The following is a 13,309-nucleotide window of genomic DNA, read 5'->3' on the forward strand; positions in this document are numbered from 1 at the left end:
TGATTCGGCTTTCTGAAGTGCTTCGTATATGCGGCTCATCGATCCTGCCTTCCTTTAGGTTCGCCATCGAACGCTGTCATCAGACCTGAAGTCTCACCGAAGTTACCGCTACGGCCACTGCTGCCGATAGCTACCGGAGAGATCAAAAATGGCTGCGTCTCTAGTTCGAGTTCCGCAGCAACTCCTTCAACTAACTCTGCGGAGACTTCCTGAACCTGCTCGACATACGCCACGATCAAGGAGTGCTCGCAAAGCAGATTAATAATCCGGGGGATGCCGTGGCTGTAGCGATAGATCAGATCCAAGGCCTGAGAGGTGAAGATGGGTCTGGTCGCACCGGCTAACCTCAGACGCTCCGCAACGTAGGCATGAGTCTGATTCTCCGTAAGGGGCTGAGTCCGGCACCACAACGCAATGCGCTGCCGCAGCTGCCGTACACTAGGATGCCTCAGCTTCTCTTCGAGCTCTGGCTGACCGGAAAGTACGATCTGAAGAAGCTTCTCCGAGGAGGTTTCGAGGTTCGTAAGCAGGCGAATCTCCTCCAACAAATCCCAGGAGAGGTTCTGTGCTTCGTCAATGACGACCACGCAAGTCTCTTCCATCCGGAATCTCTCGATGAGCCAGCGGTTCAGTTGAAGCAACATCCCGGATTTGGTCCTGGTAGTCGAATTGATGCCGAAATCCGCGAGCACAAACTCGAGGAAGTCCAGCACCTCAAGCCGTGGATTGAAGACAAATGCTGTTGAGATCCGGCGATTATTGAAGGATGCCAAAGCGCGCTTAAGCAGGGTTGTCTTGCCTGTGCCGACCTCGCCGGTCAGCACAGTGAATCCCTTTCTGGCGGAGATGCCATATTCCAGACATGCAAGTGCCTCTCGTGTGTGCGGCATCATGTAAAGAAACCGTGGATCAGGGCTTGTGCCGAAGGGGCTGCTATGAAGTTTGAAGAAGCTGTTATACATTCGTCATCCGCCCGTATTAACCAGAGGCTTACCAGCTTGAAGTTCTGACTTGCGACGTCCTAATCCCCAACGACGGCCCCCCGAAGGCGGAGCATCCGGGTCATTCAGCGTGAATGAAATGACTCCCAGGGTAGGCAACTTCGTGAAGGCCCATACATCTCGTTCGGACCGCATCACGGTGTCGCGATACTCTCTCCATGCGACCAGCATGGTTCCCAGGAACAGACCGGCCATGAACCCTGCTCCTACGAAAACTCCACGTCGGGGAAACATCGGGCTGTCAGGGAGATTTGGCTGATCCATCACGCTGAACTGTTCCCCCTGCTGACGCCTCTCCAGGTCAGTTGCCATCTTCGATTGATTCATCTTTTTCAGAAGATCGTCGTAGAACCCCTGTGCTGTCTGATAGTCACGAGTGATGTTCTTGTACTCTTCGAGCACCATTGGGCTGGCAGAGATGCGATCCTGGTACATCCGGATCTGGCTAGAGAGCAGTGCCTGTTCGTGCCGCTTGGCTTGTATCCCCTGATCGAGAGACCGCAACTGCGCACGCAGCTGTTGCAAAGCCGGCGAGTCATTCCTGTTCGGTGTAGTACTAGCGGAAATAGCTGGAGTTGACGGTGCCGCCGGAGGCTCAGCTGCAATCTTTGCCCGCAGCTCCTTGATCCGGCGCCGAACGGCGACGACATCCGGATAATCATCCGTATATCTCCGAGTCAGATCGGACTCTTCGTTCAACAAGTTCTGGAGCTCGACCTGTCGGGCTCCCGGCGCCGAAGCTCCGTGATCCGTGGATTGGGAAAAGCTCTGCTGCTGCGCCATCATCGACTCGGTATAGCTCTTGTCCTGCTCCATGCGGGAGAGAGCCTGTGTCGTGGCATCAAGCTGAGTGTTGAGACTGGTCAACATATTCATGTTGGGAGTCTCTTCCCCGGGAAGACGGCCCATGTACTTCGATTGGAATGCAGCCAGCTTTGCGTCCTGCTCATCAAGCGCACGCTTTGCATCCGCCAGTTGCCCCTTCAGGAACTCCGTAGTCCCTTCTACGGACTGCGCTCGCGCATTCAGATTTGCAGTGACAAAGAGTGAGGCAATCTCTCCACAGACCTGCTGCGCGGTGTGAGGGTCCGGGTCCTTGTAGGAGATAAAGAATCCTGGCAGACCGCCGGTGCGCGCCATCTCCGAATGGATTGGCTTGATGTCGATATTCTTTCGCACCTCATCGATGCGATCATCCATGGACATCTTCTTCGTGCCGTACAGATTGAACCGTTCGATGATCGGCTCAAGCCGAGAACGGCTGAGGATCTGTTCTTTCATGGACGCCAGTCTGGCCGTGATATCTTCCACCACCACCGGCCTGACGTAATCGTCAGGAACCTTCTGTTGTTCGACCAGAATAAGCGTCTGAGAAACATATTGAGGAGACACGAGGAAGGTGAGCGCAAATCCGACGAGAGCAAGAAAGATGGCCGGAACCGCGATCATCCATCCTCTGCGCTTCAGAATTCCTAAATAATCGTCCACGTTGAGCGTACGATGTCCAAGCATTAGTGAGCTCCTTAAAATTCACCGAGGCGGGTTGATTGCGGCGACCATGAAACTCCGACACCGAAGATGTGGGAGATGCCGTTCAACGCATTCGGCGCCAGGATTCCCTGGTTATACGACTGGTTTTGCGCTGTGTAACTCGCGTAACCTGAGATGGTACGCGTAAACCCATGCGTTAGCTGCAATGTTCCGTACTGGGTATTCGTGATTCCATTTAGCCCGTTTAGGTTAGACCCAAGGGCCAGCAGTCCGCTGGTTCGCGTGTAGACGAAGGAAGCTGAACCGGCCCATTTCGCGCCAAATGTGCGACCCACCGTCCCCGTCACGTTGTCCGATAGAGCGCCTGGCTGAACTCCAGAGCCTCCGTTGACCCCATGCGTGTAGCGCAGGCTGTAGCTCGTCAGGCGGCGACCGTATGTCAAACCAGCGTTCAGGTAATAGTTCAGCTGATTCGGAATAAGTGGTGCGGCCGAACTCTGGATCCACAGCGGTCCCGCAGAGATGTCGCTAGACAGAGCCCTCGTCCAACGCCGCGAATAGGAAAGATTGATTCCCTTGGTTTGATAAGTGATGCTGTTCGGAAATCCTGGAGGATAGAGCGAATAGAAGTTTGTGGTGTCAAAGGTCGAATACACCGCACTGAGACTGACAGAGTTTCGCCGATCGATCTGGTGATTGATCGCAACCTGGCCTGAAATCATCGTGGTATCCAGGCCAGCATTCTTGTCTAGAAAGTGGAGAACGGAGTAGGAGCCGCTGCCGCTCGCGGAGGTTCGTCCACTCAGTTGACGCTCAATCGTGCCGGACAGCACGTTGCTGATACGGTTTCCGGAGTAGGTCAGGATCCCTCCAGCAGGTCCCTGTGAGGGGCCATCGATTGGTATCGTTCCCGGACTATTGATCCCAGGGACACCTGCCACGCCCGTTACAGGAGATTGCGGAAGAAAGCTGAAGGAGTCCGTCACATTGAAGACCCACCGCTTCTTTATGAGGGTCTGGCTGATGACGAAGTTCTGATAGGTCGATGTGCCTTGGCCTCCCTGTCCGATCACGACCCCACCGGCGAACAACAGGGATGTCGGATGAACCATGCTTAGAGAGGAATAGCCTACGACACCCGAGAGAGCTGTGGAACTGGTGACGTTTCCGCTTCCGTAGTATCCGTACTGAACGATCTCAGAAGCGCTTAAGGAGTAGTGAACGGTGCCGTCGATCCAGGAGAGCCGGGGCGTGGTAGTCCCAGCAGGTGCCTGCGTCTGCACTGGCACGGCTGTGGGAACAGCCTGGCCGAGCGATCGGTAAGATTGGCCCGTAAGGGCTAGAGCTACGAGCGAGATTGGAATCAAGGTTTTCATTGGCTGCCTCATGGGACGACGATTGTGTCCCCCGGCTTCAAACTCACTCCCTGCGTATCCTCTCCCTTGAGCGCTTTCTTGTAGTTGAAGGGAATCTTCTGCTGCTTCCCTCCTTCATTCCGTAAAATATAGATTTTCTTGGAGTTAGCAAATGCAGAAAGACCGCCTCCGGCCGCGATCGCCTGCAAGGGAGTCATCCCCGGAGTCATCGGCACCGGGCCAACATGACCCACCTCTCCGATAAGGAAGATCCTTTGACTACTATCGGCCATAACCACGACCGAAACGTTTGGATCTTGAATATACTTCTTCAGCTTTACGGTGATGTCATCAGCAAGCTGCATCGGGGTCCTTCCCGCAGCCTTCAGATCACCGATGAGAGGCAGAGAGATCATGCCGTCCGGGCGAACCGGTATAGTTCCAGACAGAGAGGGCTCTTTCCAAACGGTGATTGAAAGCGAATCGTCGGAACCGATCACGTAGCGCGCAACGTCGACATTCGCGGCCCCTTGAAGGGTGGCAGGTTGGCCCGATGACCCCGGAGTACCCTCGGAACTGCCGGATTGTGCCGCTGACGGTGCCGTTTGTCCCTGTACCTCCTGTTTGTTCCGCGCGTCCTGGGCAACAGCCGAAGCTGATATCGCTACAAGTACTCCAACCTGGAGCCATTTCATGGTTTTACTCCCCATTCGTCTTCGACTTTCCTGAAGATATCTTTCATTCTGACTCATCCGGCTATGCTTTGCCTCCATCCATGATATTGGCGTTGAATTCGCTTCGCTTACAGTTAACTCAGCGACTTCAGATCCGGGTCGATGCCCTCCAAATAGAGGTACGCAGTCAAATATGCGAGCTGCGGGCCTTACAAATTTGGCTGTCACTGACCCTGCAAGCACAACGAATGCCAAATGCGGCGAAGACATGATTTTTTCAGTTTTGCCGTGCTGTGATCTCTATATAGACCGAATGCCACCCTTCCATCTTGATACTTACGGAACCGGCAGGACTTCTTCGTCCTTTGGGGCATTACTATGGTATGCAGAACGGCGGCTTATGTGGGAAAACTTTTTCCCTTTACCCTACAACTATGGTCCAGTAAGTTCCTATGACTGTAGGCAGAGTCAGAAATTACCCTTATCTCAAACAATCTGCCGACGGCAAGGCAATTGCTTACAACTGAGCTGTGAAGTATAACGCCTAGACATGGTGACTGGCAGCTTGCAAAACGAACAGCTCTCTCAGGAGGTCCTTCCCGGCCTCGACCAGCTCCCGGTGAACTCCTCCCGGATTCAGATCCCGTCACGAGCGTGGCTGCCGTCCGCCCTCGTCGGCCTTTTGCTGATCGCGCTCTATTACCGCATCGGCATCAAGCTGGTGGTCGACTGGTATAACATCCCCGATTACTCCCACGGATTCCTGGTTCCTCTCTTCTCGCTCTTCCTTCTTTGGGACAAACGGGAAAAGATTGCGGCGACACCTGTTCGGCCCACCTGGGCAGGCGTTCCTATGATTATCTTGGGACTGCTGATCCTGATCTTTGGGGTCTATGGGGTTGACCTGTTTACCTCTCGAGTATCCTTCGTCATCCTGCTCACCGGGCTTGTCTGGACGTTTCTCGGCGGCGAGATGCTGAAGCAGCTTCGTTTCCCCGTATTCGTCCTCCTGCTGGCGATTCCATTTCCCGCCATTATCTTCAACCAGATCACCTTCCCTCTTCAGCTACTAGCCTCGAGGCTGGCCAGCATGACACTGCCTCTGCTGGGAGTACCCGTGCTGCAGGAAGGCAATGTGATTCAGCTCCCCGTGATGAAGCTCGAGGTTGCCGAAGCATGCAGCGGGATCCGGTCACTGATGAGCCTCTTCACCCTGGCCGTGTTCTATGGATACTTCCTTGAACGAACGACGAAGCGCCGTATCCTTCTTGCCCTGGCTAGCATTCCAATTGCAGTCGCGGCCAACGCGATTCGAATTGTGGGCACTGGCCTTTGCGTTCAATACTGGGACCCCGTCAAGGCGCTCGGGTTCTTTCATGAGTTTTCAGGCTGGGTCATGTTTGTGATTTCGCTCGGCTGTCTCTACCTTATCCACCGCCTCATGCGCATGGTGGCACCACCGAAAGCGAGAGTAACTACGTGAAATCGTCACGTTTCTGGACCGTTATCGTGCTCATGATCGTAACCCTGGGTCTGTTGATGCATCGGGGAGATGCGGACAATGTCCCTTACAGCCCGCCTCTCAGCCAGATGCCGACTGTTATCGACGGCTTGGTTGCGCAGGATCTGCCCCTCGATGATGGGGTGCTCGCAGTATTGGGCAAAGGCGACTTCCTCAATCGGGTTTACAGCGCTCCAGCAGTCCAGCAGGTCTCCCTGAAGCCCTCCGCGGTGTACCCGGTAAGTCTCTTCATCGGGTACTTCGCGACGCAACGCACCGGGCAATCCATCCATTCCCCGCAACACTGTCTGCCTGGAGCCGGCTGGACCTTTGAGTCTGAGTATTCTAAATACACGGGCCTTGAAGACATCCGAGGAGAGCACTTCAATGTCGGAGAATATGTCATCAACAACGGCGAAAGCCGCCAGTTCGTCATCTATTGGTACCAGGCGCATGGGCGCAGTATCGCGAACGAATACAAAGCCAAGGCTTACATGCTGGCTGATGCCATCCGCTACAACCGCACCGATGGAGCGCTTGTCCGTGTAATTACCCCTATTGCGAGCACTGAGCAGGTCGCTGACGCACGCGATCGTGCAATCCGCTTTACCGCGCATATGGCTCCGTATCTGTCTCAGTTCATTCCTGGCTGAGATTTGTTTCAGCACGCACGCCAGGGTGCAAAAGCCTGGCCCTAAAGAATCCGTCTCAGGACATCTGTACGGATTGACGATTGAATGAAGGGACCGAAAATGAAAATCTCCCGGGCTTCTGCTCCAGTTCGCCTTTCTGCCGCTTTACTTGCTGCCTCGATAGCTTTAGGCTTCACGACCGGCTGTTCTCGAGATCCCAATAAGCAGAAACATAAATATCTTGAGAGCGGAAAGCGCTACGCCAACGACGGCAAGCTTAAGGAAGCGACCATCCAGTTCTCGAATGCCTTGAAGGTCGATCGTAACTTCGCCGATGCTCACTATGAGTTGGCCAAGGTCTATCTAAAAGAAGGTTCGACCATGACCGGATACGCCGAGCTCATGCGCACGGTGGATCTGGCTCCCAACAACCAGCAGGCGCGCATCGAATTGGGGAATCTGCTGCTGGCCGGCAACGCTCTCGACAAATCAGCAGAGCAGGCCAACGCAGTCCTGGCCATCAACAGCAACAATGCAGATGCCTACGCTCTCCTTGCAGCGATTGCTGCGCGTAAGGGTGACCATGCCACAGCGCTCACCCAGATTCAGAAAGCCCTATCCATCGATCCCAACCGAGCACCCTTTCACACCACGTTGGGCATACTTCTGGCATCCGATCCCGCAACTGCGGGACAAGCGGAGGATCAGCTCCGCAAAGCTGTATCTCTTGAGGACAAGAATGTTGCCTCTCACATTGTCCTCGGGAATATGCTGCAGAAAAAGGGCGACATCAATGGCGCCCTTGAGCAGATGAATGCCGCAGTCGCAGCGGACCCTCACAACATCATCGCGCGTTCAAGCTTGGCCGACCTGTACCTGCGCCAGAACGACACAGCAAAGGCGGAGGCTGTCCTTCACAAAGCTGCAGATGAACTTCCGGATGACAGCAATGCTGCCGATATGCTGGCTTCGTACTACATCCGCTTGAACCAGGCCGATCGTGGGGCACAGGTCTACGCTGACCTTGTCTCGAATCATCCCAAGAGCGTACCTCTCAAGCTCTCTTATGCCCGCCTCCTCATCGCCAAGAAGGACATGGCCAAGGCTCGAAGCATCGGCCAGGAACTGGCCAAGACCGATAGTGAACTCCCTCAGGTGGCGCTTCTGAATGGCATGTTGATGCTGAACGAAGGCAAGATATCGGACGCCTTCGACACGCTGCAGAAGGCTGCCAAAGCGAACCCCGACAACATTCAGTTGAAAATCTGGCTTGGCCGGGCTGCCACAGTGAAAGGTGATATACCCACCGCTCAGCAGGCATTTCGAGACGCCGTTCGCATGAACCCGCGGAACGCTGATGCCCAGCAGGGACTCGCGCAGATCTCAATCAGTCGTGGCGACAACACCACCCTCGCTCAGCTGGGCGATGCAACAGTTGCATCGAACCCACAATCGGCCAACGGCTACATATGGCGTGGCATGGCGGAGGGAAGTCAGAAGCTTTATGACAAGGCTGAGGTAGATTTCAAGGAAGCGATCAAGATCGATCCTAATAATGCAGACGCCTATCTCCAGATGGCCAAGCTGCGCCTCATTCAGAAGAACTTTCCCGAAGCTCGCAATATGCTGGAGCAGTCTCTGAGCCACAATCCCAACTCCTCTCCCGCTCTCCGTCTGTTGGCCGCTGCTTACGTTGCAGACAAGCAGGTAGCCAAAGCTGTAAGTAGGGTGCAGGAGCAGATCGCAAAATCCCCGCAGAACGGCGATATGTACAGCCTGCTCGCTCAACTCCAGGGCTCAACGGGCGATACCGCAGGTGCGCTGGTTACCTCAGAGAAGGCCATACAGCTCAATCCCAACGATCCCGTCGCAGCAGTCGTTTATACCCGTGCGGTCATTACCAATGGCGACCCCGGCAAGGCAATCGCAAAGTGGCAGCAGTGGACGACGGATCACCCGAACGACGCGCAGGGGTTCACGGTTCTCGGAACGCTCCAGGAGGCACAGGGAAATCGCGATCAGGCGATTGCGGCCTACAAGAAGGCCCTTCAAATTCAGCCGGATCAGGCGGTCGCTTCGAACAATCTCTCTTATCTGATGATCGAAACCGGTCAGAATATCGATGTCGCCTTGTCGCTCGCGCAGGTCGCTCGACGTGGCATGCCAGACTCTCCAAGCACGGCTGATACTCTCGCCTGGGCGTACTACCATAAAGGCAACTACACGTCGGCGCGCAGCTTGCTGGAAGACGCAGTGAAAGCTAGTCCCAATGACGCTGCGCTCCATTATCACTTGGGCCTTACCTACAGTAAGCTGTCCGATAGCTCTGATGCGGCGCTTCATCTGAAGAAAGCCGTCAGCCTTGCGCCAAACAGCCAGACCGCGAAAGATGCGGAAAAGGCATTAGGCCAGCTTAGCTGAGCCCTTCGCTCTCTCGCCGGATCTGCTCTTCGGGTTCAGGTCCGGCCGCTTCATCTCGGAAAGACTCGTGAATACCAAAACCATTGCTCGCAATACAGCCTGGTATGGGCTGGAGAACATGATCGGCTTCGTGACCTCGCTGGTCACTTCTATCGCCATTGCCCGAACGTTGGGACCGACGAAGATGGCGTACATCATCTACGTCACCTGGCTTACGGGCATTGTTAGTCAGCTCGGCTCTGTCGGAATTCCCATTACCACTCGCAAGTATATGGCCGAGTATCTGGGCGCTGGCGACTATACGACCGCACGCTTCATCTATCTTCGTACGCTTCTGATCCAGACCTTGCTCGCCACTGCGGCAACCATCGGGGCTGTCATATGGGTCTTTCATGACGCTCCCGCCGATTACCGGATCGCGGCCCTTCTGCTTGTCGTCGCCATGCTGCCGGCGATGATCAACTTCATCTCGGCCCAGGCGAACGTCGCCGCCGAAACGCTTTCAGCAAACCTGCCCGGCTCTCTTGCCTCGACAGCAACCTACTTTATCCTCACGCTCCTTGCTGTCGTCTTGCATTGGGGCGTCAATGGAATCGCTTTTGCGATGTTCGCCATGAAGTGGGCTGATTTCCTGGTGAGGCTTATCCCGACCATGCGCCGCATTCTCGGATGGGACAGCGGTCATGCGCATCCGCCTGAAGACCTGCGCGCCCGCATGATGAGTTTTGCTGCACAGAGTGTCATGGGAATGCTGCTCACTCTTGTCGTATGGGATCGCTCCGAACTCTTCCTCCTTAAGCATCTCACCCCGGATATCCGTCAGCTCACCTTCTACTCAGTCGCATTCAGTCTTGCGGAGCGCCTGCTGATCTTCCCTTCTATCTTTGCAGCGGCCACTGGAGCCAGCATCTATGCGCAGTACGGGCGTGATCGGTCTAAACTTCCGGCGATGACCGCCGCCTCTGCTCGCTACATCGCGCTCATCTCGCTCCCAATCCACATCATCGCCGTCCCGCTCGCCGCGCCGGTCGTCATGGTGCTCTATGGCAAGCAATATGTGGGAGCGCTGCTGGTCGCGACAGTTGCGCCGCTTCTATGCCTGCCCAAGGCATTCTCTGGCCCAATTCAGAGTCTCTTTGAAAGTGTCGATCGACAGAAATATTTCATCATCACGACCATCGTCGCCTCGTTCGTGGATGTGGGCGTCGCCTGGTTGTTGATTCCATCCTATGGCGCTCTCGGGGCATGTCTCGGAAGCGGAGCTGCTCAATTCACGGCGGTGGTTCTGATGTGGGCGGTGGGAATTCGTCGCTACGAGATCCGGCTTCCGTGGGGTTTTCTATTCAAGCTCACGGCAATCAGCACCATTTGTGCGACCGTCGCCTACGGGGCTACCTCGAAATTGTCAGCACTTCCTGCTTTGATTCTGGGATCGGTAATCTCGAGCACTCTGTTTCTCCTGCTTGGATACGTCTTCAAGATTCTCGAACCAGAGGACCGGGATAGATTCAGGATCATCTCGAACGCGTGTCCCGCACCAGTGGCTGGTCCGATGAACTTCCTCTTAGATCGATTCACAAGACCTCTGACGCCCGACTCTACCACCGTATAAAATGTCGATCCTCGTTGCCGTGTGCAATGGGAAGTGAGCAAAAAAAATGAGTGAGGAGAAATCTCCTCACTCCTGGTTGGATCTGCCAGTTGCTTTTCTACGGCAGGGCTCCCGGCACCTCCCGCAAAATGCATGTCCGACAGATTTACTTCAAAACCAATCCGTCACCCACGGAACCGTCAGGTGAAGTCCCAAAGCTTCAGAGTCTGGCCCGAAACGGCAGGTCAACCCATGTCGCGAAACTCGCAAAGAACGATCCCGTTCTTCGCCGTTTCTGGATGCAGATTGGCATCCAAACTTAAGTTGCTGAATCTCCATTACTTACCTAAAAATAGTGTTGGCAAGCTTGCAACTCTTTGCTGCTTAAATAGAGAAAAATTGGGCTAAACCGAGCTCGACTCAGCGCTTACTGCTTTGGGAATTGAGTATTAACCTGGAGCCTTACGGCCTTTTGGGCGATTTATCCCGTCAAATGGAAGAGGGAAGAGATATTCCGGACAGGACTTTGATGACCGTAGACCAGCCTCATATCAACTTCTGGAAGCGTTTGCGCCACATCCCCATACTCGTCTTTCTGCTCTGGTTCGCAATACAGCCGCCTGCATCGTCTGCCGAACCTCTCAGCGGAAATCCTTTGGATGATGGTTACCGGGATATGTACAACTTGCAGTTCGCGGACGCACACGGGAAATTTCAGGCCTGGATGTCGAGTCACCCTCAGGATCCGATGGGGCCGGTTTCAGACGCCGCAGCATCCCTCTTTAGCGAGTTTGAACGGCTTCGCGTCATTGACGTGCAGTTGTTCGCAGATCAGAGCCGGTTTGATAACAGAACTCGCCTGAAACCCGACGAGAACGTAAGGAAAGCTTTTGAAGATCGTCTGAATCAGGCATCCACTCTTGCAGATGCTGCGCTGCGCCGCGACCCTCATGATGCTCGCGCGCTCTATGTCAAAACTCTCATCAGCGGCATGCGATCTGACTACGCTTTGATGATCGACAAAAAGGACCTCGCTGCTCTCAACTACAGCAAGGAAGCGAGCGCCTACTCCAAGCAGGCCTTGGAGGTGAATCCTCATCTCTATGACGCATATCTCGCATCCGGGGTGGAAAACTACATGCTCAGCCTCAAGTTCGCCCCCGTCCGTTGGCTTCTTAACCTCACCGGAGCCTCCACAAGCCGGGACGAAGGTATCCGTCTGCTCAAGCTGACCGCGAGCCAGGGACACTACCTGGCGCCCTTCGCGCGCATGATGCTGGCTGTCGCCGCACTCCGCGAGAACAAGCCTCAGGAGGCCCGCGCCATTCTGATCAATCTGAAAAAGGAGTTTCCCCTAAACTCCCTATACGACCGGCAGCTTGCTCAGATTCACTGAACCGGATGCTCACAAAACTTTTGCATCGAAATTGAGTCAAACCATGTACGCTGAAGGGGTCTTCTGCCCACACAGGCAACATAACTCAATCGAGATTCAAAAGGCCCCATAAGATGCGTATTGCTTCAGTAGGAACAGCCTATCCTCCATACCGCTACAACCAGACCGTAATCGCCGAAGCACTACGCGACCGATGGCAGCACAAGATGGAAGAACCACGTCTTCTCACCCGGCTCCATGCAAACTGCGGAGTTGAGCACCGGCACACGGTGTTTCCATTGGAGCAATATCCTGCTCTGGATACGTTCCGCAAGACGAATGATGCCTGGATAAAGGCGGCTGTCGATTTAGGACAGCAGGCAATATGCCAGTCGCTCGACTATGCAGGCATCTCTCCGGAAGACATCTCCGCAATCTTCTTTGCGTCAGTCACAGGCATTGCTAGCCCTACCGTCGACGCGAGGCTGATCAACCGCCTGCCGTTCCCTGTAAACATAAAACGAACGCCGATCTTTGGGCTCGGATGCGTCGCAGGCGCTGCAGGCATCGCTCGTGCCTCCGACTATGTGCGGGCCTTCCCTGATCATTATGCCCTCCTGTTGTCGGTCGAGCTGTGCTCTCTCACCTGGCAGGATGATGATCAGTCGATCGCAAACCTTATCTCCTCCGGTCTCTTTGGAGATGGGGCAGCGGCAGTCGTTGTCGCAGGTGCGGAAACCAAGCTGGGACGCCAAAGCCGTGGCCCACGCGTTCTTGCCACTCGCTCAACCTTCTATCGCAACACAGAACGAGTCATGGGATGGGACATCGTAGAAAGCGGTTTCAAGATCGTTCTCTCTCCCGATGTTCCAAAGGTTGTCGAAGAAAACCTGCTGCAAAACGTCGAGAAGTTTCTTGGGGACAACAACCTCACTCGTGACGACATCTCCACCTACATCTTTCACTCCGGGGGCCCAAAGGTGCTTGAGGCGATGCAGAAGTCTCTGGACCTTCCACCGGACGCGTTGGCGCCCTCATGGAAGAGTCTGAGAGAGGTTGGAAATCTCTCTGCTGCTTCGGTCCTGGCTGTTCTTGAGGATTACCTGAAGGTACACCCCGGTAAGCCCGGCACCTACAGCATCCTCGCAGCGATGGGACCTGCATTCTGTTCCGAGCTTGTGCTGCTTCAGTGGTAATCGCTAACCAGTTCCTCACGCACTTATAGCTTTCCGCGTGATTCACTTTGCAGCTATTCAGGATTAAATAAA

The 13,309-nt window shown here is 54.8% G+C and carries 10 protein-coding genes; 6 read left to right on the plus strand and 4 right to left on the minus strand.

The features are described from left to right. Nucleotides 1–35: 35 nt before the first annotated feature. The 4 genes from JAO29_RS01540 to JAO29_RS01555 are packed head-to-tail and all read right to left on the minus strand — an operon-like array spanning nucleotide 36 to nucleotide 4,542. Nucleotides 36–962, minus strand: a complete 927-nt coding sequence (locus JAO29_RS01540) for an ExeA family protein (protein ID WP_334266407.1) — start codon at nucleotides 960–962, stop codon at nucleotides 36–38. Nucleotides 963–965: 3 nt separating this feature from the next. Further along, on the minus strand, nucleotides 966–2,513 hold the full coding sequence (locus tag JAO29_RS01545; RefSeq protein WP_334266408.1) for a GumC family protein: 1,548 nt from the start codon (nucleotides 2,511–2,513) through the stop codon (nucleotides 966–968). Nucleotides 2,514–2,524: 11 nt separating this feature from the next. Continuing rightward, nucleotides 2,525–3,868, minus strand: a complete 1,344-nt coding sequence (locus JAO29_RS01550; RefSeq protein WP_334266409.1) for a hypothetical protein — start codon at nucleotides 3,866–3,868, stop codon at nucleotides 2,525–2,527. 8 nt (nucleotides 3,869–3,876) lie between these two features. Then, nucleotides 3,877–4,542, minus strand: a complete 666-nt coding sequence (locus JAO29_RS01555) for a polysaccharide biosynthesis/export family protein (RefSeq protein WP_334266410.1) — start codon at nucleotides 4,540–4,542, stop codon at nucleotides 3,877–3,879. A gap of 529 nt (nucleotides 4,543–5,071) precedes the next feature. Here JAO29_RS01555 and JAO29_RS01560 point away from each other — a divergent pair. From JAO29_RS01560 to JAO29_RS01585, 6 genes are all read left to right on the plus strand, one after another. Then, nucleotides 5,072–6,004: an exosortase/archaeosortase family protein gene (locus JAO29_RS01560; RefSeq protein ID WP_334266411.1), complete on the plus strand. Its 933-nt coding sequence runs from the start codon at nucleotides 5,072–5,074 to the stop codon at nucleotides 6,002–6,004. Then, a complete protein-coding gene (locus JAO29_RS01565) occupies nucleotides 6,001–6,675 on the plus strand; it encodes an exosortase C-terminal domain/associated protein EpsI (protein WP_334266412.1) in 675 nt (224 codons plus the stop codon). Before JAO29_RS01560 ends, JAO29_RS01565 begins: the two co-directional genes overlap by 4 nt. Nucleotides 6,676–6,774: 99 nt before the next feature. Beyond that, complete coding sequence (locus tag JAO29_RS01570) at nucleotides 6,775–9,075, plus strand: tetratricopeptide repeat protein (RefSeq protein ID WP_334266413.1); 2,301 nt, start codon at nucleotides 6,775–6,777, stop codon at nucleotides 9,073–9,075. 67 nt (nucleotides 9,076–9,142) lie between these two features. Next, nucleotides 9,143–10,687, plus strand: coding sequence for a polysaccharide biosynthesis C-terminal domain-containing protein (locus tag JAO29_RS01575; protein WP_334266414.1), 1,545 nt, complete (start codon nucleotides 9,143–9,145; stop codon nucleotides 10,685–10,687). Nucleotides 10,688–11,195: 508 nt separating this feature from the next. After that, entirely contained in the window at nucleotides 11,196–12,062 is an 867-nt protein-coding gene (locus tag JAO29_RS01580; RefSeq protein WP_334266415.1) for a hypothetical protein, read from the plus strand. A gap of 113 nt (nucleotides 12,063–12,175) precedes the next feature. Further along, nucleotides 12,176–13,237: a type III polyketide synthase gene (locus tag JAO29_RS01585; RefSeq protein ID WP_334266416.1), complete on the plus strand. Its 1,062-nt coding sequence runs from the start codon at nucleotides 12,176–12,178 to the stop codon at nucleotides 13,235–13,237. Nucleotides 13,238–13,309: the final 72 nt, after the last annotated feature.

Source organism: Edaphobacter sp. HDX4 (assembly GCF_036877565.1).
Classification (GTDB): domain Bacteria; phylum Acidobacteriota; class Terriglobia; order Terriglobales; family Acidobacteriaceae; genus Edaphobacter.